We start from the raw sequence: 23,979 nt of genomic DNA on the forward strand, positions 1-23,979 counted from the left end.
CTTTGATGATATGAATATTTTAAGGGCGTATATCATACGCCCTCACTACTAACAATTATTGTGCTGATTCTTGTAACACAGCTAATAAATCTTGAGGTTTTAAATATCCCCCAAGCATTTCACCTGTTGAAGTCACAATACTTGGCGTACCTTTCACACCAAGTTGTACACCTAAATCATACTGTTTTTTCACAATGTTAGGTGTTTTTAATTCTTTCGGTAAGTTACCTTTTTCTGCTTCGTTCAATGCAAATACAGGATCTTTCGATGTCCAAATTGCTTCCATTTGGCGAGCGGTTTCATTCATTCCAGCACGCGGGAATGCAAGATAACGAACAGTAATACCTAAATCATTATATTCTTTCAGTTGTTGATGAAGGATATGGCAATAATGACAAGTAATATCCATAAATACGGTCACAACATATTTTTCATTTTTTGCAGGATAAATGATCATTTCGCTTTTTAATGCATTCACTTTATCGGCTAAAAGTTTACCCGCTACATCAACTGGACCTTTATTTGTTAATTCATACATTTTGCCTTGCAAAACATATTGACCATTTTCGCTCACATATAAAATACCTTGATCAGTCACAGCTGTTTTAAGGCCTTTTACCGGTGAATCTTTCACCTCAATATTTTTCGCACCTAATGCCTGTAACTTCGATTTAATCTCAGCATCACTCGCCATTGCAGTGGCAGAAGCAGTGATTAAAAGTGCGGTCAGTAATTTTTTCATTTTTATTCCTAAATATCTAAACAACAAAGATTAGAATTATAAATGGATCGATGATTTGTGCAAGCTAAACTACCCAAAAAACTGAAAATGACTTATACTTCTGCCGCTTATAGAGGTTTATTTATTATGTTTGAAATTAATCCAATCAAAAACAAAATCGCCGACCTTTCCGAGCGCACTTCTGTGCTTCGGGGGTATCTTTGACTTCGATGCAAAAGTTGAGCGTTTAGAAGAAGTTAATGCCGAATTAGAACAACCCGATGTGTGGAATGATCCTGAAAAAGCCCAAGCGCTAGGGAAAGAACGTGTTTCACTTGAACAAGTGGTTGATACTATCAAGAATTTAGAACAAGGTTTAGAGGATGTTGAAGGGCTTCTTGAATTAGCCGTTGAAGCTGAAGATGAAGAGACCTTTAATGAAGCCGTTGCTGAATTAGACGAACTTGAACAACAACTTGCAAAATTAGAATTCCGCCGTATGTTTAGCGGTGAACATGATGCATGCGATTGTTATGTCGATTTACAAGCGGGTTCCGGTGGTACAGAAGCGCAGGACTGGACAGAAATGTTACTTCGCATGTACCTTCGCTGGGCTGAAAGCAAAGGCTTTAAAACAGAATTAATGGAAGTCTCTGATGGCGATGTCGCAGGTTTAAAATCCGCGACGATTCGTGTCAGCGGCGAATATGCTTTCGGTTGGTTACGTACTGAAACCGGTATTCATCGTTTAGTGCGCAAAAGTCCATTCGACTCCAATAACCGTCGTCATACATCATTTGCAGCAGCTTTCGTTTATCCTGAAATTGATGACGATATTGATATTGAAATCAATCCGGCTGATTTACGTATTGACGTTTACCGTGCATCCGGTGCGGGTGGTCAGCACGTCAATAAAACTGAAAGTGCGGTGCGTATTACTCACATGCCAAGTGGGATTGTTGTGCAATGTCAAAACGATCGTTCTCAGCACAAAAATAAAGATCAAGCCATGAAGCAGTTGAAAGCAAAATTGTATGAGCTTGAGTTACAAAAGAAAAATGCGGATAAACAAGCGATGGAAGATAATAAATCGGATATCGGTTGGGGCAGCCAAATTCGTTCTTATGTACTAGATGATGCGCGCATTAAGGATCTCCGCACAGGCGTGGAAAATCGTAATACACAAGCCGTACTAGATGGCGATCTCGATCGCTTTATTGAGGCAAGCTTGAAAGCGGGACTTTAATCATCTCTTTTATACAAAAAAGTGCGGTCAATTTTAACCGCACTTTTTTATTACACCTCTTCTTTTTCTTTCAGTTTATTCTTGCCTAACACTGCATCTTTCATCACCGTCAGCAATTCTTTTTGCACATGAGAAAGCTTTGGTTTTTCCGACTTTTCAAATACCTGTGGACGACAAAACTCCATAGCCTTAATCCCCAATCGAGCCGTCAATAATCCCACACCAATCCCCTGCGCTGCTCGTGCAGAAAGTTTCGCGGTAATATCTTGCGAAAGCCAATCCATCCCTAAATCTTGCACGATTTCAGTCGCACCGGCAAAAGCAAGATTCACCAATACCATTCTGAGTAAACGAAGACGGGTAAAATACCCTAATTCAATCCCATAAATCGCTGCAATTTTATTGATTAAACGAATATTTCGCCACGCAATAAAAAACATATCAATAATGGCTAAAGGACTGATTGCCACAATCACCGCTGATTCCGCTGCCATTTTAGTAATCAGTTTTTTTGCTTTTTTATCAAACGACTGCAACACAGTCTTACTAAATAAATGGGTAACTTCACGAGCAGAATAACTTTCATTCAACTGTTTTTCCCATTGGACAATTGCTGGATGTTGCGAATCCAATTTTAAGGTATCAGCAATCGATAAACACAAGGCTCTTCCTTTCTCACTATCCTGTTCAGAAAAAACGTGATGATTTTTAACCGCACTTTCACCTATTAATCGCTGACTTTGTTCTTGTAAATTCAAACGCTTTTTGAGTTTCACCAAACGTCGCCATTCTGCGATAATTTCAGATAAACCAAACAGTACAACGACAAAACTCACCAAGGCAAAAGCAAGATAAATCCATTGTTGATTTTGATAACTATCCCAAATCCATTGAACAGATTGCGCAACCGTCGCCCCTAAAAATAAAAGTGCGGTCAATTTCAAAGCCGTTTTCCAACCACTGGATTTAGGCTTCACAATTTGCTCAAATTGCTCGTCCAACAACTCCCCTTCTAAAGGTTCGTTATCAATGCTAGTTTCAACATTATGAAATTCTTGCTTAGGTAGAATTTCTTCCTCTTCGACTTGTTGGGATTGTGTGAAAATTTGTTTTGTCATTATTCTGTCCAATAAAAATAGAAACGGTATTTTACTTCGAATTTCTTTAGCAAATCTTAAATGGCTGAAATAAAAAAGCAATATTGACTAGAAAATAAAATGAGATACTATAGCCATTGTCCACAATTAGTTTATCTAATGTGTTAAGTTTTAACTGTTAACTAACTAGAAGGATCTTTTCATGAAGAAACTTATCGCCACTGCGGTGCTCTCCGCATGTTCCATGGCTTACGCCAATACCGACATTCCAAATTATAATACCGATTCTCATCTGTATGAATTCACTCAAACTTATGACTTAGTTGCGCCAAAAGGTTCACAAGGTCAAGCGAATCTGTGGGTGCCTTTACCGTTTAATGGCGAGTATCAACAGGTAAAATCTATCCATTTTGAAGGTAACTATTTGGATGCCTATGTAACGGAAAACAACAAATATGGGGCGAAAACCCTATTTGCTACTTGGGATAAAGATGCACAAAAACGCGATTTAAAAATCACGATGGTGATTGAAACCAAAGATCGTGAACCAATGGTTAAAGGTGCGTTGACGAATTACAAGCCACCAAAAGATGTTCACTATTCTGTTGATGTACAAGAATATTTAAAACCGACTCAACATATTAAAACAGATGGTATTGTGAAACAGTTCGCCGATAAGATTGTAGGCACTGAAACCAATCCATTGAAAAAAGCTGAGTTGATTCACCAATGGATCGTCAACAATATGGAACGTGATAATTCTGTTTTAGGCTGTGGTGATGGCGATGTAGAAAAAATTCTGACCACTGGTGTGTTAAAAGGCAAATGTACCGATATTAACTCTGTTTTTGTGGCATTAGCTCGTGCATCTGGTATTCCTGCTCGTGAAATCTTTGGTGTTCGTTTAGGTGCCGCAGATAAAATGGGTAAATATTCCAAAGGTGCATTCGGTAGCGCGGATGAGCATGGCGTAGCAAACGTAAGCGGTGGTCAGCACTGTCGTGCAGAATTCTATCTTGCTGGATTCGGCTGGGTGCCTGTTGATTCTGCAGACGTGGCAAAAATGCGTTTAGCAGAGAAAAAATCGGTTGAAGATAGCGATACGCAAGCTGTAGCTAAATATTTATTTGGTAACTGGGAAGCAAACTGGGTTGGTTTTAACCATGCTCGTGACTTCGATTTATATCCGCAACCAGAACTTGCCCCACTCAATAACTTTGGCTATCCGTATGCCGAAATCGGTGGTGACCCGTTAAATTCATTTGATCCAAAAGAATTTAAATATGACTACGTCTCTAAAAAGCTCTAATAAATCTTTTTGGGTTGCGATTGCCACCGCGCTAAGTGCTGCGGTGGCTTCAACCTTGTGCTGCATTGCGCCTTTGATCTATTTAGTATTTGGCGTGTCATCCACCTGGTTGATAGGCTTCGGTGAGTATGATTATTTACGCATTCCGATGCTTATCGTTTCATTATGCGCCTTTGCCTACGGCTTTTGGTTGCTAATGTTTTCCAAAAAAATCATTTGCAGCAAATACATTTCCCGTAAAAAGCTCATTGTTTTGTATTGGATTGTATTTATCGTCATGCTCTTTTTCTTAACTTATCCAACCATTTTACCGTGGATTTTAGAACTTTCTAATTAGGAACAAAAAATGAAGAAATTAACGACCGCACTTTTGCTTTCATTATTCACGTTCTCTGTCGCTCAGGCAGAAGAAATAAAGCAAGTTGTGTTAAAAGTAAATGAAATGAACTGCCAGCTTTGTGCTTATTTAGTAAATAAAGAGTTACGAAATATTGATGGCGTGATTTCCACTAAAGCCTCCATTAAAGATAGAACTGTGACTGTTGTAGAAGATCCGAAAGTTTCTGATGAGCAATTGATTAATGCGATTCACAAACTGGAATATACGGCGGAAGTGGTGAAGTAATTTAAGATTTGAATGTTTTTTATGATAAGGTACCCTCACCTTGCAGATTTAGACTATATTTTTAAAAATCTTAATTCTTTATTATCAAGTCTTTCTCTTATATCTGGGTAAATAACAGTAATCATACCTTCAATTCCTTTTCTTAAATAAGATTCAGATAAACTTAATGCCTTACATATATATTTGACTTCAAGTTCTGTTTTCACCCCTAATCCTCTTTCTCCTGGTGCCACATGGTAGAACCCCATGGGGAAAGAGTGAGCATTTGCTGATAACAGCTTATACCATAGCCTAAATTCTCTTTTATTAAATCCGCTTCGTTCTTCAATATCCTCCCTACTCAACATAAAAGCATTTTTCCCTTGTAAGTATCTATTTCGCTCCTTTTCGGGTAATGAATTAAAAAAAGAATCTTGTTGTATTTTATCTAAGATGAATTCTAAGCAATTTTCTTTATCATGGTGGAACTGGGTTGCTAAAGGCACTTCATTTAAATGCTCGAAGAGTTGTTTTCTTGAATAGTAATCATGTAAATCAAAAATATTTTTTCTAGTTTGTCTTTCTTCATTAGATACGTTATCAAAGCATAAATAAAACAAAGAATGATAACACTCCATTAAATTCCGTGTTAAACCAAATGTTGAAGCATAGTCCCAGTTTTCTAGGACATATTTTGTTGGAACATCTTGCTGAGTAAGTCGTTGTATGCTTTGAGCAATAACGCACATTCTTGCAAATAAAATACAAGCAAATGTCATTTGAAATCCTGTAGATTTTCTATAAGCACCCAATACAGAAACTTTTCTTGCTATTTTTAATGTTTTTGAAAATCTTTTGTAAAATTGTTCAAAATCTATATCATTCATAATATTTTCCCATAGAACCTAACTAACTCTGTTTTAAACAATAACAAAAGTGCGGTCAAAATTGACCGCACTTTTTTTGTCTTTAAGAATCGACTTATTTAATCACGCCACATGCCATACGTGGGCCGCCACCGCCAAGTGGAGCTGGATGATCTGAGTGGTTATCGCCGCCAGCGTGAATCATAATAGAGTGACCACGAACTTCATCTAATTTTTTAAGACGTGGTGCTAAAACAGGGTTAGTTGCTGTACCATCATGTAATACAGTTAAAGCCGGTAAGTCACCTAAGTGAGCATCATCTTGCCATGGGTAACCGTGTTGTTTTGCACCTTTAGGATCCCAGTGACCGCCAGCCGCTAAACCTGCTGTTAATTTACCGTCTTTTTCTTTTGGATCACAACTTGGATTTTCATGAATGTGGAAACCATGTAAACCTTCAGCTAAACCTTGTAGATTTGGTGTAAACACTAAACCATAATTTGATTCAGTAATGGTTACAGTCCCTACATCTTTGTTACCATTTGCAGGATCTAATTGTTGTACTTTTACTTCGATAGAAGGACCTGCTGGTTTTGCCATATGGTCATGTGCATTTGCCACGCCAGCAGCACAAATACCGCTGATTGCTAATGCTAAGAGAGTTTTCATTTTCATCATAAGCTCCTTTACTTTAGAAAGACTCAAATTAATTCTACCTAAATACCAATAAAAAAATAGTGGTTTATATTAAGTATTTGACAATTAAATTGATTTAATTTTTCTATCAATCAAACCTATCCGCCAATAAAAACTGCAAGACGGCATCCATTCTTAAATGCGGGATGCTTTCACCTTGTTGCAAAACTTGAGGTTCAAAGGAATCAAAATCAAAAGATTGTTTTGACCAGAACTCTGCATTAGGTAATTTACTTGGTACAGAACCTGGATAAAGCGTAATCAGTTCCTTATCTAAAGAACGCACACCTTGAATGGCTTTGATTTGTTTACCGTTTTGATTAACTAAAACTTGTTTTGTCGCTCGAATCGCAGCAATTGCCGTGTATTCTGTATCAATCCCTTCAAATTCAACATGACGACCGCCCTCTTGTACCAATTGGCGCATCAGACTAATTAAGTTTTGAATTTGATCTGTTGTGATATGATCAGCTTTTGTTGCCACAAACATGAGCTTATCAATATTGGGGGAAAACAAGCGATTAAGTAAATTGCGTTTCCCATAATGGAAATTTTTGAAAAGCTGATTAAGCCCTGTTTGCATATCGATAAAGGCTTGTTGACTATGATTTAGTGGCGTTAAGCAATCCGCTAAAATCACTTGGCGATCAAAAGTAGAAAAATAATTTTCATAAAAGCCTTTCACTACCTTATTACGATAATAATCATATCGCTTATTCAACACGGCAAAATAGCTATTGGATTTTGCTTCTCTTTTCAATTTTTGCCATTGTTCTTCTGATAAATGCAATAACGGGAAAAATTGTAATACAGGTGCACCTTCTAATTCCCCAGGCAAGACAAATCGGCCAGGTTGAATAAATTGCATTCCTTCTGCTTTGCAGGCGAGCAAATAATCGGTGTAAGATTTTGCAATCTGCGCTAAAACATCTTCATTGACGACCGCACTTAGGTCGAGTTTTTTCAGTTTATCCAACCAATCTTGCGCAAACTGTTGACGAATACCCGATGTAATTTTAGCTTGTTCAAGTGACCATTGTTGAAAATCTAAATTCAGCAAAGGTAAATCCAATAGCCATTCACCAGGATAATCAAAAATATCCAAATATAATGTACCACGTTCTTTAAAATGGCGAAGTAAGCCTGATTGGCGTTCAAAACGAATAGCCAGGCGTGTTTCACTCACTCCTCTGGTAGATTGGCACCATTGTGGAGGATTATTCATTAAATCATTGAGATTCGCTTCATAATCAAAACGTGGGATACTTAAATTCTGCTGAGGCACTCGTTTTACCGCTAAAATAGATTGATTTCGAGCAGCCTCAAATAAAGGAAGATGACCATTCCCCTCTTGATTAATATGTAACAATTGATTAATCAAGCTAGTAATAAAGGCTGTTTTACCGCTTCGACTTAGCCCTGTCACAGCTAAACGTAAAGTGCGGTCAAATCCACGATTGATTATTTGATTAATTTCCCGATTAATTGATTTAAACATATCCTAAAAATCCAATAACTAGCCATTTTTGCCAAGATATTTTACAATTCACTCAATTTATCACAAAACGGTCTTTAATAATAAAGCTATGTTACGTCGAAATGTCACTTTTTGTTTTTTATTGTGTGGGTTGAGCCAAATTAATCTGGCACAAGCCGCGCCAAGCATACCCAAAATGTTGACAGAAAACGGCTTAACATACTGCACGAATGCATCGGGTTTTTCCTTTAACCCGCAAACTGCTGACGCTGGCACCAGTATGAATGTGGTGACGGAACAAATTTATAACAAATTGTTTGATATTAAAGATCATAGTGCAGCGCTTGTTCCGGTGTTAGCACAATCCTATTCTCTTTCATCTGATGGTAAACAAATCCTCATTAATCTTCGTAAAGGGGTGAAATTCCATCGTACCCCTTGGTTTACCCCTACACGTGACTTTAATGCAGAAGATGTGGTCTTTTCGATTAATCGTGTTTTAGGGCATGATACTTACCTACCAACACTTTCAGATGATGTGGTCACCTATAAAAATCCACAATATAGAATCTTCCATGAGCAAGCCAAAAAGGTACACTTTCCTTATTTTGAAAGTATTAAGCTGAATCAAAAAATTAAAAGTATCACAGCAACGAATCCTTATCAGGTTAAAATTGATCTGTTTGAACCCGATGCCTCTATTCTTTCCCATCTTGCCAGTCAATACTCTATTATTTTCTCGCAAGAATATGCGTATCAATTAAGTGCGGATGATAATCTCGCCCAATTGGATACGCATCCTGTTGGCACGGGCCCTTATCAAGTGAAAGATTACATTTATAACCAATATGTTCGCTTGGTTCGTAATGAGGATTATTGGAAAAAAGAAGCTAAAATTAAAAATATCATCGTGGATCTTTCTACGGATCGTACGGGACGTTTAATAAAATTCTTTAATAATGAATGCCAAATTGCTTCTTACCCTGAAGTTAGCCAACTCGGTTTATTAAGCGAAAAAGATGATCGCTATTATCTGCAATCTACAGATGGAATGAACCTGGCCTATTTAGCTTTTAATTTCCAAAAGCCATTAATGCAGGATAAAACCATTCGCCAAGCCATTTCGCAAAGTTTAAACCGTTTTAGAATTGTGCGAAATATTTACCACAACACAGCAACGGTGGCGAATAACATTATTCCTGAAATTTCTTGGGCTTCTGCAATTAATACGCCTGATTTTCCTTATGATTATCAGCCTGCAGAAGCAGAAAAAACATTACGCGATAAAAAACTCACGTTAAATATGTGGGTGATGAATGAAGAGCAAGTGTATAACCCAGCCCCAATTAAAATGGCGGAGCTCATTAAATGGGATTTAGCCAAAGCGGGCGTGGATGTTAAAGTACGGTCAGTCACACGTACATATTTAATCGAACAATTACGCAAAGGCACTGAAGATTACGATTTAATCTTAACGGGTTGGCTTGCTGGAAACCTTGATCCTGACGGTTTTATGCGTCCGATTTTAAGTTGTGATACGCAAAATGAAATCACGAATTTATCAAATTGGTGTAATCCTGAATTTGATAAGATGATGAATCGTGCGCTAGCGACCAATCATTTATATGAGCGCTCTAAAGCATATAACCATGCGCAAGATCTTATTTTAAATGAGTTGCCGATTGTGCCAATTGCAAACGTCAAACGACTTTTGGTCGCACGCGGCAATGTTAAAGGAATTGAGATGACCCCATTTGGTAGCATCAATTTTTCTACCTTGTATTTCATGAAAAATAAGGAGAATAAATAATGCTCGTTTCAGCGATCCGTCATGTGATTTGGGTAAGCATTTTATTATTGATTTTATCCGTATTAAGTTTTGTGATTTTAATGCGAGATCCGCTCAACGCCGATCTTGTCACAAATAACATTTATAGTGCTTATTATCATTACCTTATATCATTGTTACAGGGCGATTTAGGGATTACCTATAACGGCGGAGAATCCTTAAAAGATTTAATTTTTACGGTATTACCACCCACATTAGAACTCTGTTTTACTGCGCTCTTATTAGCTTGTATCTTAGGTATTCCTCTCGGTGTATTAAGTGCGGTCTATAATCAACGTGTTTTTTCACGTACATTGCAGGGTATATCCAATGTTGGTTTGTCTATTCCGATTTTCTGGTTTGCACCAATTTTGCTTTATGTAGCAGCGATTCAAAGCTGGGAGATCGCAGCCATTGGGCAATATAATTTACTCTATGAAATCAAACCTATCACGGGTTTCCCTATTATTGATGTGTGGTTTGTGGATGTGCCTTACCGAACTAAAATCGTACAAAATGTTTTACAACATCTAGCCTTGCCTACATTAGTGCTTTGTATTCTGCCGACCATGGAATTTATCCGCATCATTCAGCAACGAGCAGATTATTTACTTCAACAAGAATATGCTAAAGCAGCCGCAACACGTGGCTGGTCAAAATGGGCGATTTTAAGACGTTATGTTTTCCGCAATACTTTTCCGTTATTAATTCCACAACTTACGCGTGTATTTACCTTAGTATTAACGCAATGTATGTTGGTTGAGACGGTATTAGGCTGGCCAGGAATTGGACGTTGGTTGATTGATGCCGTAACCCAACAAGATTACAACAGTATTTCTGCCGGTGTAGTTGTAATTGGTATTTGTATCATTATTATTGATACCTTCGCCAAGTTGCTCATGTTTGTGTTAGATCCATTGAATAAGAAGGGCTGGTATGCAAGATAGAGAACCTGATGAATTTCGCGAAAGCACCTCCTTCTTTCAGATTTGGTTGCTTTTCCGTCAGAATCGCGTGGCATTATTCTGTTTCTATTTATTTTGTCTTCTGATTTTGACCGCACTTTTTCCTAAACTCATTATGCCTTATAGCGAAAGCATGGAGTTTGTCGGAGAAGAACTCATGCCGCCATCTTGGGTAGAAAAAGGTCGTATTGCTTTTTTCTTTGGTACGGATGATCTTGGTCGTGATGTACTCAGTCGATTAATTATGGGGACACAATATACTCTCGGTTCCTCTCTTTTAGTGGTCATTGCTGTGGCAATTATTGGCGGCGCATTAGGTATTCTTGCCGGTATGTCAGAAGGGATTAAATCCCGTTTCTTAGGTCATATTTTTGATGCGTTTTTATCTATCCCCATTTTGCTGATTGCTATTATTATTTCCACGTTAATGGAACCAAGCTTAATAAATGCCATGTTTGCCACTCTGTTGGCTATTTTGCCTTATTTTGTACATGCGATTTATCAAGCTATTCAGCAAGAACTAAAGAAAGACTACGTACTCTTACTGAAATTAGATGGTATTTCAAACTGGGAATTATTAAAAACGACAATCTTGCCGAATATTAGTGTCGTCTATACGCAAGAAATTTCTCGTGCATTTGTGGTCGCTATTTTAGATATTACGGCACTCAGCTTTATTTCTCTTGGTGCACAACGTCCAATGCCAGAATGGGGCGCAATGATTAAAGATTCGTTAGAGCTGATTTATCTTGCCCCTTGGACAGTTTTATTACCGGGCTTTGCTATTATTTTCACCATTTTATTAAGCATTATTTTTACTAACGGATTGTGTAAAGCAATCAATAAATATTACGAGTAACCCATGGCGCTGTTAGATATTCGCAATCTTAATATTGAAATTCAAACACCAAACGGTCGCATGAAAATTGTGGACGGCGTCAATCTTTCGCTTAATGAAGGGGAAATTCTAGGGCTCGTCGGTGAATCAGGTTCAGGTAAAAGTTTAATCGCTAAAGTAATCAGTAATTCCATTAAAGATAACTGGATTGTCACCGCTGACCGTTTTCGTTTTAATGATGTTGAATTGCTTAAACTGACACCGAATCAACGTCGAAAAATCGTTGGAAAAGAAATTTCAATGATCTTCCAAAATCCATTAAGTTGCCTTGATCCAAGCCGAAAAATTGGTAAACAGCTTATTCAAAGTATTCCGAACTGGACCTTTAAAGGTCGCTGGTGGCAATGGTTTGGCTGGAAAAAGCGCCGTGCAATTGAGTTGCTACACCGTGTAGGGATTAAAAACCACCAAGACATTATGGCAAGTTATCCTACTGAGATCACTGAAGGTGAAGGCCAAAAAGTGATGATTGCGATAGCAGTGGCGAATCAACCTCGTCTATTAATTGCGGACGAACCCACAAATTCTTTGGAATCTATTACGGCCTTGCAAATTTTCCGTTTGCTTTCGAGCATGAATCAAAACCAAGGCACAACGATTTTATTAGCAAGTAACGATCTTAAAAGTATCAGCGAATGGTGTGATAGTATTTCCGTCCTTTATTGTGGGCAAAATACAGAGTCTGGGCCAACCGACCAAATATTAGAAATGCCTCACCATCCTTATACGCAGGCATTACTTTACTCTGTGCCGGATTTTAGTCACCCCTTAGGTTTTAAAAGCAAATTAGGAACACTAGAAGGCACCGTACCAATTTTGGAACAAATGCCTATTGGTTGTCGTTTAGGACCTCGTTGTCCTTTCGCTCAACGGGAATGCATTCAAAAGCCAAGCCGATATCGTATTAAACAGCATGAGTTTTCCTGCCATCATCCGATTAATCTTCGAGAACGGCAGTTTAAAGATAAAATTGAAACTTCACCGCTTACGCTCAATACCGACTCAAAAGGAAACGAATAATGCCATTATTACAAGTGGAAAATCTCAGTAAAACCTTTGATGAACCCACCAAATTTTTGGGCTCAGAGCAATTTTATGCGGTAAAAGACGTCAGCTTTACACTTAACCGTAAAGAAACCCTTGCGATTATCGGTAAAAATGGTTCAGGTAAATCAACATTAGTGAAAATGATTGCGGGAATTACCTCTCCTACATCAGGGAAAATCTTATTTAATGGTTTACCATTACAATTTGAAGATTTTCACTATCGTGCACAGCATATTCGAATGGTTTTCCAAGATGCGAATTCAGCGTTTAACCCGCGTTTAAACATTGGGCAAGCCTTAGATGCACCACTACGATTAATTACCGATTGGGATGAAGAAACGCGTAATGAAAAAATCTTTGAAACGCTTTCATTAGTCGGACTTTATCCTGATTATACGAATCTTAAAATCAAGCATTTATCTGTCAGTCAAAAACAACGGATCGCCTTGGCTCGTGCGCTGATTCTTCAACCTGAGATCATTATTATTGATGATGCATTGAGTACATTAGATGCCTCTGTGCGTATTCAATTGCTTAATCTGATTTTAGATTTACAAGAACATTTAGGGATTTCCTATATTTATGTTGGACAACATTTAGGCATTATCAAACATATTGCAGATCAAGTTTTGGTGATGGATGATGGTGAAATTATCGAATCTGGTAAACCAAGAGAGATCTTTTCTAATCCTCAAAACAATATTACTCGCTTACTTGTAGAAAGCCATTTTGGTCAATTGCTTGATGAAAATGCTTGGCAAACAACGACTTCCTAATTCTCTTTAAAATAAGTTAGGCATAGACATCTCAAAAAAACGTCTTTAAAATTGACCGCTCTTTTCACTCTTTTTAACAAAACAGGAAAGCAATTATGCAAGCGTTATTAAAACTCACTAACTTTATGAGCAAAACTTTCGCATTATGGGCGATTGTTTTTGCTCTTCTCGCCTTTCTCTTCCCTGAGCAATTCAAAATTTTTGCACCATGCATTCCTTACCTTTTAGGTTTGGTGATGTTTGGTATGGGAATTACCTTAACTTTTGCTGATTTCACTGAAGTGGCTAAACACCCTAAATCAGTATTCATTGGTGTAGCGGGTCAATTTATCATTATGCCGGCTATTGCCTTTGGATTAGCAAAAGCCTTTGATTTACCGGCTGATTTAGCGGTTGGTGTGATTCTTGTGGGGGCTTGCCCGGGTGGCACCTCGTCAAACGTAATGACCTATTTAGCGAAAGGTAACACCGCACTTTCTGTTGCTTGTACCACAATCTCTACCTTACTTTCACCAGTATTAACCCCTGCTATTTTCTATGTATTAGCAAGCCAATGGTTAGATATTAATGCGGGCGCGATGTTTATGTCTGTATTACAAATGGTATTATTCCCAATTTTCTTAGGTTTAGTCGTTCATGCACTTTTCAAAAAGCAAGTGGAACAAGCTAGCCAAACTATGCCATTAGTCTCTGTTATTTCTATCGTCTTAATCTTGGCAGCGGTAGTGGCAGTAAGCAAAGACAAAATCATAGAATCAGGCCTATTAATTTTCAGCGTGGTAGTTTTACATAACTGCTTAGGCTATTTAATTGGTTACTTTGCGGCAAAATTATTCAAACTTAATACGGCGGATAGTAAAGCGGTGGCAATTGAAGTAGGTATGCAAAACTCAGGTTTAGGTGCTGCATTAGCTGCTGCTCATTTCAACCCAATTGCGGCGGTACCAAGTGCTTTATTCAGTTTCTGGCACAATGTATCGGGTCCAATTTTGGCGAATATTTTCTCTAATATCAAAAATGAAAAATAAGCTATTTGGGTAAAAAAATAAGGGCGGAAATTACATTCCGCCCTTTTTATATTTTACTGTTTTACTTAACCGAACCACAATTTAAACAATACAAATACTGCCCTTTTGGATCATTAAATTTGGTTAACACATTCAGCTGTTTTTTCACTTGATGCACTTCCTGTGGCAGTCCCAACCAATTTGTCAGTAACGCTTGACCTTTTTGTTTAAGCTTGCGATCTAATTTAGCAAAGAAACTATTATCTTCATCCACCAACCATTGCACACTAAAATTATCCATGTATTTATCAGGATGTTGATTGACTAGTGCGACCACTTTATCAATGGCTACATCAATATCGCCTAATTCATCCACTAAGCCATTTTTCTGTGCATCTTGCCCTAACCAAACTTGGCCCTGAGCAATTTTATCCACTTTATCTTTTGATAATTGACGACCACGGCTTACCACATCTAAGAAGCGCTCATAACCATTTTCGATGCTAAGTTGATAAATATCCTGTGTATTTTTACCCAATGGACTTAAAGCTGACGTTTCCGCGAGATCCGTTGTCGCTACGCCATCAGTACTCATTCCCATTTTTTTGATTGTATTTTCAAAGGTTGGGAATAATGCAAAAATCCCGATTGAACCCGTAATCGTATTTTTATCCGCCACGATATAGTCAGCAGTTGAAGAAATCCAATAACCACCAGAAGCTGCCATGCCTCCCATTGATACTACAACAGGTTTGCCTGCTTTTTGAAGATTTTCGGTTTCCTGGCGAATAATTTCAGAGGCAAATGCACTGCCACCCGGTGAGTTAACACGGAGAACAACCGCCTTCACTTTCTCGTTATCGTAGGCTTGTCTCAATAACTTCGCAATGGTATCGCCGCCAGCTGATTCTTCATCGCTTTCACCATCAATAATGGTCCCTTCGACATTCACTACCGCAACAATATTTTTTTCATTTGGCTCAACAGAGAAACGATCGCCTAAATCAGATAAATAATCTTCAAAATCCACTAATTTGGCTTTGCCTTCTTCATCTTGACCGAAAAGTGCGGTCAATTTTTTATCTAAATCCAATCTTGTCGCAAACTGTGTCACCAACTGACGTTTTTTCACATAAGCCGTTTCATCACCTTTTAACGCTTTTAAATCACTAATGTATTTTTGTGCATTCGGTAATACATCATTGGCGGTAATATGACGATTAACCATTAATGTTTGCATATAGTTTTGCCACATGCCACCAAGCCATTTTTGCATATTTGCTTTTGCTTCTGGCGACATATCATCACGCAAGAAAGGTTCTACCGCGGACTTATATGTCCCTACACGGAAAATATGTGGTGTAATTTCAAGTTTTTCGAGCATAGATTTAAAGTAAAGGTTTTCCTGACGCAAACCTTGAATACCGACTTGCCCAATTGGATTGAGATAAATGTCATCCGCAAAACTCGCGAGGAAATATTGTGCCTGTGTGTAATTGTCAGCATAAGCAATAACCGGCTTTTCTGACTCTTTGAAGCTTTGAATCGCTTTCCCTACATATTCTAATGAGGGAAGATCGCCCCCTTCAAAGTCATTTAAATTCAGCACTAAACCACGAATTCGTTCATCATCTTTTGCAGATAAAATACTTTGTACCACATCAAAAGTGGAATATTTATAAGAGACCTTTTCATTATTTAAACGTTGAAATTCCTCTTGCCAACTCAGCATATCTTCCGTGTTATCTGCAAGATAGCCTGTTAAATTTAAATATAATGCGCCTTGATCGCCCGATAAAACTTGGCTTTTCTTACCATCACTAAAAAGGCTGACAAGCACAATCAATGCTAAAACAAACAGTAAGAACACAAAATTCATCACAAGATTTCGGATAAAATTGAGCGCTTTACAACAAAATTTCAATACGCTTAAGATGACATTCATGCGAAATTAAACCTTTAAAACGGAAATAAAAATTGTGCGTAGCCTATCATAAAGTCCCATGAAAAACTATGCTATAATCAACCGCACTTAACTAGAAGAAGGAAAATACTATGGATGCATTAACCCTTTTAACACAACGCAAATCGAATAAAAAATTAACTGCACCTGCACCTAGCCAAGTGCAATTAGAACAAATGTTTCAAGCCGCTTTACATACACCTGATCATGGTAAACTTGAGCCTTATCATTTCGTGGTAATCCAAGGCACAGGTTTAAGTAAATTGGAAAGCTTGCTCAAAGCGGCGGTGACTGAATTTGATTTAGGTGAAGAACGATTAAAAAAAGCAGAGAATTTTGCACGCCGTGCACCGATGGTCATTGCGGTGATTGCTAAAATTAATCATGAAGTGAAAAAAGTACCAGGTTGGGAACAAATGCTTACTGCAGGTGCAGCAACTTATGCGATTCAACTTGCGGGCAATGCATTGGGTTTTGAAAGTTTTTGGGCAACTGGTCCTCTCGTTGAGGGACGTGAATTACGTGAAGCATTTGGTTGTAACAAAAATGATAAGATCGTTGCCTTATTACAAATTGGTACAGCAGCTGAAAAATTAGAAAGAGACTGTAAACCAAAAGATTTATCACGTTTCGTGAGCCATCTATAAAGAAAAAATCAAAAAAGGCGGAAATTTCCGCCTTTTCTATTGTTCTTATTCAGACTCGCCTTCTAATCCACTTCTAATTTTATTTTCAAACGCTGTATAATCGACTAAAAAGGCATCATGTCCATAATCTGATGGGAATTCGTAAAATTTTAAATCGACTCCCGCTTGTTCTAAAAGCTGTTTACTTTTATGTAAATCAATAGATTTAAACAGTTGGTCTGTCGTCACAGAGACTAATGTATAACGTGCTTTAATTCGAGATAAAGCTTCTTTTACATCCGCATAACCAACACTTGGGTCATATAAATCCAGTGCACGTAATAAATGCAAATAAGTGTTGGCATCAAAACGATCTAAGAATTTTTTGCCTTGATAACTCAAATAGGATTCTACTTGAAAGTGATCGCCCCAAAATTGCCCTTCAGATTTAGTTGCACGACCAAATGCCTTAGCTAACTGCACATCGGTACGATAGGTTAACATTCCTAACATTCGTGCAATGGAAAGGCCTTGATTAGGTGGCGTGCCATCATAATAGTCACCATTATTGAAATTCGGATCATTAATCACCGCTTGACGCATGACATGGTTAAAACCTATGGCTTCCGCACTAAAGAAGATAGAAGAACAAAGATTGACAATGTTATCCATAAAATCTGGATAATCAATTGCCCATTGTGTCGCTTGCATACCACCAAAAGAACCACCTACTATCGCTTTCAAATGCCTAATGCCGAGATAGTCAAGTAAAGCTTTTTGTACTTTGATAATATCTTGAACAATAATATTCGGGAACTGGCTACCATAAGGCTTTCCCGTAGTGGGATTAATTGAGCTTGGTCCCGTTGTTCCTTTACAACCGCCTAATACATTTGAACAAATAAAAAAGTATTTAGATGTATCAAATGCGAGGCCATCCCCCATAAAATTTTGCCACCAACCATCTTTATTCGGTTCATCAAAATAAGGTTCTGCATCTCCCGTTAAGGCATGACAAATTAATACAGCATTGCTTTTATCTGCATTTAAAGTCCCGTAAGTTTGATATGCGACATTGATAGGCGAAAGCTTCCCACCCAATGTTAATTGGAGGGGATTGTCTTGAAAAAGCACGACATTTTGCACAGCCATTAAATGATAACCTTTTACGTTGATGATTTAACAATTATCAACAGCTCATGTTTTTTGTCAAGAAATTTTAGACGTTTAGACGTCTAAATATTTCCTTATCAATTTGGTAAACAAATTACACTTGAAATTATTTTGATTTTTCAGTATGTTAGCAATATGCAACTATCCAAAATGCGGTTAAAAATGACCGCACTTTCATGGCTCTCTCGCCTTCCTCTGAAAAAACTCCTCGGCTACGCCTTGGGGTTAGGTTTACTCGTCTTGATTGGTTGCTTCACCATTGATCGTGCTATTAGTTTCTATGTGCAAGATCGCGTTTATGAAGACATTGAAACGCTCCCGCATCGTCACTACGCACTAGTACTAGGTACATCCAAATATGTCGCTAAGGGAAAAACCAATAAATATTATGACTATCGCTTAGAAGCATCAAAATACTTAATCGATCAAAATAAAGTTGATTATCTACTACTAAGTGGCGATAACCGCACGCTTCAATACAACGAGCCGCGTACCATGTTTTTGGATCTACGTAAAATGGGCGTGTCTGAAAGCGTTATGTTTAAAGATTTTGCAGGCTTCCGAACCTTAGACTCTGTTGTGCGAGCAAATAAAGTTTTCCAAGTGCCCTCTTTTACTATTATCAGTCAAAAATTCCATTGTGAACGTGCTCTGCTTATTGCTAAACATTACGATATTGACGCAATTTGTTTCACCGCAAAACAGCCAGAAGTTTATTTTGGAACACGTGTCCGCGAAATGTTTGCTCGCGTGAAAGCCGTATTAGACTTAATTATCGGGGTAAAACCTTATTTTCTTGGCACGCCAGAGCCACTGCCAATGCCTGCTGAATAGTTAATGATTCTTTAATTTTTACCCTGTTAAATCAAAAAATATCTAAATAATTGGTTTTTTACTCTATTTTTTTAGAGTATTTATTTGACAATTTTTGATGAAATCGCTATTTCTAATACTCATCACAAACACAACATCTTACTTTTCATTTTTAGAGGATTATCTTATGTCTCATTTATCGGTAGCAAAATTTGGTGGTACATCCGTCGCGAACTATTCCGCTATGCAAGCTTGTGCCAAAATCGTCATTGCAGATCCTAATACTCGCGTTGTCGTGCTTTCTGCATCAGCTGGTGTAACAAACTTATTAGTTGCCTTAGCCAATGGTGTCGAAGCTGAAGAGCGCGCAAAATTAATTGGTGAAGTCCGACAAATTCAAGAAAACATTTTAAATGAATTAAAAGACGACAGCCGTGTTCGCCCTATCATTGAAAAATATTTAGAAAATATTACCGCACTTTCTGAAGCAGCTAGCCTTGCAACATCACTTGCTTTAACTGATGAGCTCATTAGCCACGGTGAAATGATGTCAACGCAAATTTTCATTGAAGTATTAAGAGAATTACAAACCTCAGCTACTTGGGTCGATGTGCGTACTTTAGTCGCAACCAATGATAACTTTGGTAAAGCGTCACCAGATGATGCTCAAACCCAAGCAAATTGCGATAATTTATTAAAACCATTAATCGACCGAGGTGAATTAGTCATCACCCAAGGTTTTATCGGCCGTGAACCAGGTGGTAAAACGACTACTTTAGGTCGTGGTGGTAGTGACTACTCTGCGGCACTTTTAGCTGAAGTATTAAACGCAAAAGATGTATTAATTTGGACGGATGTGGCGGGAATTTACACCACAGATCCGCGTGTCGTCCCTGAAGCAAAACGTATTGATACCATGAGTTTTGCTGAAGCAGCTGAAATGGCAACTTTCGGCGCTAAAGTATTACACCCTGCAACATTACTTCCAGCTGTACGCAGTAATATTCCAGTTTATGTAGGTTCAAGTAAAGCACCTGATGCAGGCGGTACTTGGGTAACACGCGATCCACAACCACGTCCAACATTCCGTGCAATTGCAGTTCGTCGCGATCAAACTTTATTGACGCTTTCAAGCTTAAGCATGTTACATGCCCAAGGATTCCTTGCAAATGTATTCAATATCTTAGCCAAATATAAAATTTCGGTGGACACGATTACGACTTCAGAAGTGAGTATTGCATTAACGTTAGATAAAACAGGCTCTGCTTCATCTGGTATTGAATTACTTTCACCAGAATTATTAGAAGAATTAAGTCAATATTGTACTGTGAAAGTCGATACAGGCTTATCACTTGTCGCATTAATTGGAAATGACTTACACCTCGCTTCTGGTGTAGCAAAACGTATTTTCGACACACTTGAAGGCTATAACATTCGCATGATTAGCTATGGCGCAAGCACGAATAACATTTGTATGCTAGCGCATAGTGACAAAGCGGATGACGTAGTACGTTCATTACATAAATCGTTGTTTGAATAATAAATTTAGAGAAAGTGCGGTTAAAAATAACCGCACTTTTTTACGTTTTGAATTTGAGATTAAGGCAAAAAAAGAGTAAAGTAATCGTTTGTCTGATTTATAAACTTACGCAAAACTTAAGGCGGAAATTATGGGAAAAAGTGTTGTTGTTCTTGGCGCTCAATGGGGCGATGAAGGGAAAGGCAAGATCGTTGATTTATTAACGGATCGAGTCAAATATGTGGTGCGTTACCAAGGTGGTCACAACGCAGGTCACACATTAATTATTAATGGTGAAAAAACTGTATTACGCTTAATTCCATCTGGTATTTTACGTGATAACGTGACCTGTTTAATCGGTAACGGTGTGGTACTTTCTCCTGCTGCATTAATGCAAGAAATGGGCGAATTAGAAAACCGTGGCGTAAAAGTACGTGAACGTTTATTAATTTCAGAAGCTTGTCCATTAATCCTACCTTATCACGTTGCAATGGATCACGCACGTGAAGCCGCATTAGGTAAAAAAGCCATTGGTACAACCGGTCGTGGTATCGGCCCCGCTTATGAAGATAAAGTCGCACGCCGCGGTTTGCGCGTAGGTGATTTATTCAATCGTGAAGCCTTTGCTGAAAAATTAAAAAATCTGCTTGAATACTATAATTTCCAATTGGTGAACTACTACAAAGTAGAACCTGTTGATTATCAAAAAACATTAGACGATGTGTTCGCGGTAGCTGATATCATCACTGGCATGGTAGCAGATGTGACAACCATCTTAGATACTGCTCGCAAAAATGGCGACAACATTTTATTTGAAGGTGCCCAAGGTACCATGCTTGATATCGACCACGGCACCTATCCGTATGTAACCAGTTCTAACACTACAGCAGGCGGTGTAGCAACAGGTTCAGGTTTTGGCCCTCGTAACCTTGATTATGTCTTAGGTATCATCAAAGCATACTGTACACGTGTTGGTGGCGGTCCATTCACCACAGAATTATTCGATGAAACTGGTGCTGAAATTGCTCGTAAAGGTAATGAATTTGGTGCAGTAACCGGTCGTCCACGTCGTTGTGGTTGGTTTGATGCTGTAGCGATTCGCCGTGCGATTCAACTTAACTCAATTTCTGGTTTCTGTATGACCAAATTAGACGTATTAGATGGCTTTGATGAAGTAAAAATCTGTACGGCTTACAAAATGCCAAATGGCGAAATTGTTGAATATGCACCATTAGCAGCAAAAGATTGGGAAGGCGTAGAGCCAATTTACGAAACCCTACCTGGTTGGAAAGAAAACACCTTTGGTGTGACTGATGTAAATAAACTACCGCAAACTTGCCGTGATTACATCAAACGTATCGAAGAAGTAACTGGCGTACCAGTGGCTATCCTTTCAACGGGCCCAGATCGTGTTCAAACAATGATTTTACGCGATCCATTTGCGGCCTAAAACAGCATAAAAATAAACCGCACTTTGGTACAACCAAGTGCGGTTATTTTTTAAGGAGTTTTTGATGACTGAACAAGATATTGCTGACTACCTAAAAAATCACCCAGATTTTTTTACTCATCACCCAGAACTACTTCAACAGCTTACCATTCCACATAGCCATGAAGAAGGGACAATTTCATTAGTCGAAGCACAACTTGCTCAGCAACGAGAACAGATCAAAAAGCTTACTCAACTCCTCGAAAAATTTCATCAACTTGCTCATCAAGAAGCAGATATCTTCTTTGCTCTCTTACCTTTGCAGAAAAAACTGTTTCAAGCAGAAGACTTCATTGCCATCAATGAAAAGCTTGATGACTGGGCAAAAGGCTATGAGCTAGAAGGTGTCAAAATCTTACTTTTCACTGACAGCTGGCAAAAAAAAGACACCACTCCTGAACAATATTGGCTAGACAGAAAAGCCTTTGAACTCATTCGCCTAGAGCGCATGGGCTTACGCCAATTCTATTTAGGCGATCTCTCCAATAAAGAAAAAGCCCTTATCTTCCTCCCTGAAGAACTCCCTATCGGCTCTGTGGCGATTTGCCGCTTAGGCGGAACACCACAAAAACCAACCGCACTTTTACTCTTCAAATCTCGAGACACAGACCGTTTCCACAACGACCAAGACACCACATTTCTTCGACATTTAGTTGATATTGTGGAATTGCATTTGGGAAGATGGATTTAGACATTATTAAGTGATCTCTATCACAAATCTGAAAATTATTTAAATTTAGACTTTTATATTCAAATATTTAAGCGTATTTTGTAGGTTAGATGTTTTGGTATAAATGTCGATCGTAGTTTGATCTCATTTACTGATTTTATCCCTATCTCAGTGAGGTTTCATTATGAATAAAAAAATGTCTTTAACATTGATTGCTATTGGACTAGGTATGTCACTTAGTAATATTGCTGCAGCACAAGAAAAATTAATTGTGTACACATCAATGAAGGAATCATTAATTGGAGCATTAAAAGCTAAGTTTACTGAAAAATATCCAGATGTTGAAATGGATTATCAGTCTGCTGGTGCCGGAAAATTGATGGCTAAAATTGCAACGGAAAAAGAATCCGGGAAAATTATGGCTGATGTAATTTGGACAAGTGAAGTACCTGACTTCTTCCAAATGAAAAAGAACGGCATGCTCGAAGCTTATGTTTCCCCTGAAACAAACAATATCGTTAATCCTATCCCTAATTTCGATGGTTCTTTTACCCCAATCCGCCTCGGCACACTAGCAATCGCCTACAATACGCGTTTCGTTAAAGATAATCCACCTGCTGAATGGGCTGATATCTTAAAACCTGAATATAAAGGTGCATTTGGTATTGCAAACCCTGCATTATCAGGTACGTCATATATGAGTGTTTCTCTATTAAAAGATAAATTTGGTTGGGAATTCTTTGAAAAATTAAAATCAAATAAAGCTAAAGTAGGTAAAGGCGCAGGACAAGTTATCGATGATACTGCATCAGGTGATTTGTTAGCTTCCTTAGCGGTTGACTATATTACCAATGATAAAATCAAAAAAGGTGCGCAATTAAAATTGGTCTATCCAAAAGAAATGCTTGTCATTCCTAGCCCTGCTGCAATCTTAAAAGGCACTGAACACCTTGCAGCTTCACAAAAATTTATTGACTTCTTACTTTCTGAAGATGGACAAAAAATCATTGCTAACGAAGGGACATTACCAGTTAGAAAAGGCGTTGAACTTGATGCTAAATTTGGTATGCCATCTCTAGAAGATGCTGTATCAAGAGCAATTCCTATTGACTATGAAAAATTAATGTCAGAAAAAGAAGAAACAATTAAACATTTCACTCAAATTCTTCAAGGTCGTTAATCAGTAAG

The 23,979-nt window shown here is 38.1% G+C and carries 23 protein-coding genes; 16 read left to right on the plus strand and 7 right to left on the minus strand.

Features of this window, described 5'->3' with window-relative positions; genetic code table 11:
* Positions 1–55 precede the first annotated feature (55 nt).
* Positions 56–742, minus strand: a complete 687-nt coding sequence (dsbC, locus tag INP95_RS08180) for a bifunctional protein-disulfide isomerase/oxidoreductase DsbC (protein WP_197560495.1) — start codon at positions 740–742, stop codon at positions 56–58.
* A 126-nt stretch (positions 743–868) separates the two neighbouring features.
* On the opposite strand from dsbC, the gene prfB reads away from it, so the two are divergent.
* Positions 869–1,967 (plus strand): peptide chain release factor 2 gene (prfB, locus tag INP95_RS08185; protein ID WP_111406587.1). Its coding sequence is split into 2 segments (ribosomal slippage): positions 869–943 and positions 945–1,967, totalling 1,098 coding nucleotides; the frame shifts between segments, so codons are not numbered across the junction.
* Between the two features lie 50 nt (positions 1,968–2,017).
* Here the strand turns inward: prfB and INP95_RS08190 are convergent.
* Positions 2,018–3,085, minus strand: coding sequence for a TIGR01620 family protein (locus tag INP95_RS08190; RefSeq protein WP_197560496.1), 1,068 nt, complete (start codon positions 3,083–3,085; stop codon positions 2,018–2,020).
* Positions 3,086–3,266: 181 nt separating this feature from the next.
* Here INP95_RS08190 and INP95_RS08195 point away from each other — a divergent pair, with 181 nt between their 5' ends.
* From INP95_RS08195 to INP95_RS08205, 3 genes are read left to right on the plus strand one after another with little or no spacing between them, the layout of a single operon-like run.
* The gene (locus INP95_RS08195) at positions 3,267–4,373 is read left to right on the plus strand and encodes a transglutaminase-like domain-containing protein (protein ID WP_197560497.1); all 1,107 of its coding nucleotides are present in this window, start codon (positions 3,267–3,269) and stop codon (positions 4,371–4,373) included.
* The gene (locus tag INP95_RS08200; protein WP_197560498.1) at positions 4,348–4,710 is read left to right on the plus strand and encodes a mercuric transporter MerT family protein; all 363 of its coding nucleotides are present in this window, start codon (positions 4,348–4,350) and stop codon (positions 4,708–4,710) included. Before INP95_RS08195 ends, INP95_RS08200 begins: the two co-directional genes overlap by 26 nt.
* Before the next feature lie 9 nt (positions 4,711–4,719).
* Complete coding sequence (locus INP95_RS08205; protein ID WP_197560499.1) at positions 4,720–4,998, plus strand: heavy-metal-associated domain-containing protein; 279 nt, start codon at positions 4,720–4,722, stop codon at positions 4,996–4,998.
* A gap of 53 nt (positions 4,999–5,051) precedes the next feature.
* On the opposite strand, the gene INP95_RS08210 is transcribed toward INP95_RS08205, so the two are convergent.
* From INP95_RS08210 to INP95_RS08220, 3 genes are all read right to left on the minus strand, one after another.
* Positions 5,052–5,864 (minus strand): DUF5677 domain-containing protein, encoded by an 813-nt coding sequence (locus INP95_RS08210; protein ID WP_197560500.1) that lies wholly within the window; start codon positions 5,862–5,864, stop codon positions 5,052–5,054.
* 94 nt (positions 5,865–5,958) lie between these two features.
* Positions 5,959–6,519: a superoxide dismutase family protein gene (gene sodC, locus INP95_RS08215; RefSeq protein WP_005695896.1), complete on the minus strand. Its 561-nt coding sequence runs from the start codon at positions 6,517–6,519 to the stop codon at positions 5,959–5,961.
* A 109-nt stretch (positions 6,520–6,628) separates the two neighbouring features.
* On the minus strand, positions 6,629–8,038 hold the full coding sequence (locus INP95_RS08220; protein WP_197560501.1) for a YcjX family GTP-binding protein: 1,410 nt from the start codon (positions 8,036–8,038) through the stop codon (positions 6,629–6,631).
* 88 nt (positions 8,039–8,126) lie between these two features.
* Between INP95_RS08220 and INP95_RS08225 the strand changes: the two genes are divergently transcribed.
* The 6 genes from INP95_RS08225 to INP95_RS08250 all read left to right on the plus strand — a co-directional run bounded on the left by INP95_RS08225 (position 8,127) and on the right by INP95_RS08250 (position 14,559).
* Complete coding sequence (locus tag INP95_RS08225; protein ID WP_049367516.1) at positions 8,127–9,827, plus strand: ABC transporter substrate-binding protein; 1,701 nt, start codon at positions 8,127–8,129, stop codon at positions 9,825–9,827.
* Positions 9,827–10,792, plus strand: coding sequence for an ABC transporter permease (locus INP95_RS08230; RefSeq protein WP_049367515.1), 966 nt, complete (start codon positions 9,827–9,829; stop codon positions 10,790–10,792). Before INP95_RS08225 ends, INP95_RS08230 begins: the two co-directional genes overlap by 1 nt.
* Positions 10,782–11,669 carry an ABC transporter permease subunit gene (locus INP95_RS08235; protein ID WP_111386292.1) on the plus strand — a complete coding sequence of 296 codons (888 nt, stop codon included), beginning with the start codon at positions 10,782–10,784 and terminating at the stop codon, positions 11,667–11,669. Before INP95_RS08230 ends, INP95_RS08235 begins: the two co-directional genes overlap by 11 nt.
* A gap of 3 nt (positions 11,670–11,672) precedes the next feature.
* Positions 11,673–12,728: a peptide ABC transporter ATP-binding protein gene (locus INP95_RS08240; RefSeq protein ID WP_197560502.1), complete on the plus strand. Its 1,056-nt coding sequence runs from the start codon at positions 11,673–11,675 to the stop codon at positions 12,726–12,728.
* Complete coding sequence (locus INP95_RS08245; RefSeq protein WP_197560503.1) at positions 12,728–13,531, plus strand: peptide ABC transporter ATP-binding protein; 804 nt, start codon at positions 12,728–12,730, stop codon at positions 13,529–13,531. Before INP95_RS08240 ends, INP95_RS08245 begins: the two co-directional genes overlap by 1 nt.
* A 95-nt stretch (positions 13,532–13,626) precedes the next feature.
* Positions 13,627–14,559, plus strand: coding sequence for a bile acid:sodium symporter family protein (locus tag INP95_RS08250; RefSeq protein ID WP_197560504.1), 933 nt, complete (start codon positions 13,627–13,629; stop codon positions 14,557–14,559).
* Positions 14,560–14,620: 61 nt separating this feature from the next.
* Here the strand turns inward: INP95_RS08250 and sppA are convergent, their stop codons facing one another.
* A complete protein-coding gene (gene sppA, locus INP95_RS08255) occupies positions 14,621–16,483 on the minus strand; it encodes a signal peptide peptidase SppA (protein ID WP_065243705.1) in 1,863 nt (620 codons plus the stop codon).
* A gap of 110 nt (positions 16,484–16,593) precedes the next feature.
* Between sppA and INP95_RS08260 the strand changes: the two genes are divergently transcribed.
* Positions 16,594–17,148, plus strand: coding sequence for a nitroreductase family protein (locus INP95_RS08260; protein WP_065243704.1), 555 nt, complete (start codon positions 16,594–16,596; stop codon positions 17,146–17,148).
* A 45-nt stretch (positions 17,149–17,193) separates the two neighbouring features.
* Here INP95_RS08260 and metX read toward each other — a convergent pair whose 3' ends face one another.
* A complete protein-coding gene (metX, locus tag INP95_RS08265) occupies positions 17,194–18,279 on the minus strand; it encodes a homoserine O-acetyltransferase MetX (protein WP_070592250.1) in 1,086 nt (361 codons plus the stop codon).
* Between the two features lie 156 nt (positions 18,280–18,435).
* Here metX and INP95_RS08270 point away from each other — a divergent pair, with 156 nt between their 5' ends.
* The 5 genes from INP95_RS08270 (at position 18,436) to INP95_RS08290 (ending at position 23,971) form a co-directional block, all read left to right on the plus strand.
* A complete protein-coding gene (locus INP95_RS08270) occupies positions 18,436–19,134 on the plus strand; it encodes a SanA/YdcF family protein (RefSeq protein ID WP_083304363.1) in 699 nt (232 codons plus the stop codon).
* A gap of 166 nt (positions 19,135–19,300) precedes the next feature.
* Entirely contained in the window at positions 19,301–20,653 is a 1,353-nt protein-coding gene (gene lysC / locus INP95_RS08275) for a lysine-sensitive aspartokinase 3 (RefSeq protein ID WP_070592252.1), read from the plus strand.
* A gap of 130 nt (positions 20,654–20,783) precedes the next feature.
* Positions 20,784–22,082, plus strand: a complete 1,299-nt coding sequence (gene purA / locus INP95_RS08280) for an adenylosuccinate synthase (protein ID WP_070592253.1) — start codon at positions 20,784–20,786, stop codon at positions 22,080–22,082.
* A 64-nt stretch (positions 22,083–22,146) separates the two neighbouring features.
* Entirely contained in the window at positions 22,147–22,812 is a 666-nt protein-coding gene (locus INP95_RS08285) for a DUF484 family protein (RefSeq protein ID WP_197560505.1), read from the plus strand.
* Positions 22,813–22,975: 163 nt separating this feature from the next.
* On the plus strand, positions 22,976–23,971 hold the full coding sequence (locus tag INP95_RS08290; protein WP_049384949.1) for an ABC transporter substrate-binding protein: 996 nt from the start codon (positions 22,976–22,978) through the stop codon (positions 23,969–23,971).
* The last annotated feature ends 8 nt before the right edge of the window (positions 23,972–23,979 follow it).

This window comes from Haemophilus parainfluenzae, from assembly GCF_014931375.1.
Lineage (GTDB): Bacteria > Pseudomonadota > Gammaproteobacteria > Enterobacterales > Pasteurellaceae > Haemophilus_D.

What these genes read in the sequence shown, in the direction of transcription:
- INP95_RS08260 (WP_065243704.1), top strand. Translation starts at nt 16,594, where the DNA reads ATGGATGCATTAACCCTTTTAACACAACGCAAATCGAATAAAAAATTA.
- INP95_RS08220 (WP_197560501.1), bottom strand. Translation starts at nt 8,038, where the DNA reads ATGTTTAAATCAATTAATCGGGAAATTAATCAAATAATCAATCGTGGA.
- INP95_RS08210 (WP_197560500.1), bottom strand. Translation starts at nt 5,864, where the DNA reads ATGAATGATATAGATTTTGAACAATTTTACAAAAGATTTTCAAAAACA.
- INP95_RS08225 (WP_049367516.1), top strand. Translation starts at nt 8,127, where the DNA reads ATGTTACGTCGAAATGTCACTTTTTGTTTTTTATTGTGTGGGTTGAGC.
- sodC (WP_005695896.1), bottom strand. Translation starts at nt 6,519, where the DNA reads ATGAAAATGAAAACTCTCTTAGCATTAGCAATCAGCGGTATTTGTGCT.
- INP95_RS08270 (WP_083304363.1), top strand. Translation starts at nt 18,436, where the DNA reads ATGCAACTATCCAAAATGCGGTTAAAAATGACCGCACTTTCATGGCTC.
- INP95_RS08290 (WP_049384949.1), top strand. Translation starts at nt 22,976, where the DNA reads ATGAATAAAAAAATGTCTTTAACATTGATTGCTATTGGACTAGGTATG.
- INP95_RS08285 (WP_197560505.1), top strand. Translation starts at nt 22,147, where the DNA reads ATGACTGAACAAGATATTGCTGACTACCTAAAAAATCACCCAGATTTT.
- INP95_RS08190 (WP_197560496.1), bottom strand. Translation starts at nt 3,085, where the DNA reads ATGACAAAACAAATTTTCACACAATCCCAACAAGTCGAAGAGGAAGAA.
- purA (WP_070592253.1), top strand. Translation starts at nt 20,784, where the DNA reads ATGGGAAAAAGTGTTGTTGTTCTTGGCGCTCAATGGGGCGATGAAGGG.
- INP95_RS08250 (WP_197560504.1), top strand. Translation starts at nt 13,627, where the DNA reads ATGCAAGCGTTATTAAAACTCACTAACTTTATGAGCAAAACTTTCGCA.
- sppA (WP_065243705.1), bottom strand. Translation starts at nt 16,483, where the DNA reads ATGAATGTCATCTTAAGCGTATTGAAATTTTGTTGTAAAGCGCTCAAT.
- INP95_RS08200 (WP_197560498.1), top strand. Translation starts at nt 4,348, where the DNA reads ATGACTACGTCTCTAAAAAGCTCTAATAAATCTTTTTGGGTTGCGATT.
- lysC (WP_070592252.1), top strand. Translation starts at nt 19,301, where the DNA reads ATGTCTCATTTATCGGTAGCAAAATTTGGTGGTACATCCGTCGCGAAC.
- INP95_RS08235 (WP_111386292.1), top strand. Translation starts at nt 10,782, where the DNA reads ATGCAAGATAGAGAACCTGATGAATTTCGCGAAAGCACCTCCTTCTTT.
- INP95_RS08205 (WP_197560499.1), top strand. Translation starts at nt 4,720, where the DNA reads ATGAAGAAATTAACGACCGCACTTTTGCTTTCATTATTCACGTTCTCT.
- INP95_RS08245 (WP_197560503.1), top strand. Translation starts at nt 12,728, where the DNA reads ATGCCATTATTACAAGTGGAAAATCTCAGTAAAACCTTTGATGAACCC.
- dsbC (WP_197560495.1), bottom strand. Translation starts at nt 742, where the DNA reads ATGAAAAAATTACTGACCGCACTTTTAATCACTGCTTCTGCCACTGCA.
- metX (WP_070592250.1), bottom strand. Translation starts at nt 18,279, where the DNA reads ATGGCTGTGCAAAATGTCGTGCTTTTTCAAGACAATCCCCTCCAATTA.
- INP95_RS08240 (WP_197560502.1), top strand. Translation starts at nt 11,673, where the DNA reads ATGGCGCTGTTAGATATTCGCAATCTTAATATTGAAATTCAAACACCA.
- INP95_RS08195 (WP_197560497.1), top strand. Translation starts at nt 3,267, where the DNA reads ATGAAGAAACTTATCGCCACTGCGGTGCTCTCCGCATGTTCCATGGCT.
- INP95_RS08230 (WP_049367515.1), top strand. Translation starts at nt 9,827, where the DNA reads ATGCTCGTTTCAGCGATCCGTCATGTGATTTGGGTAAGCATTTTATTA.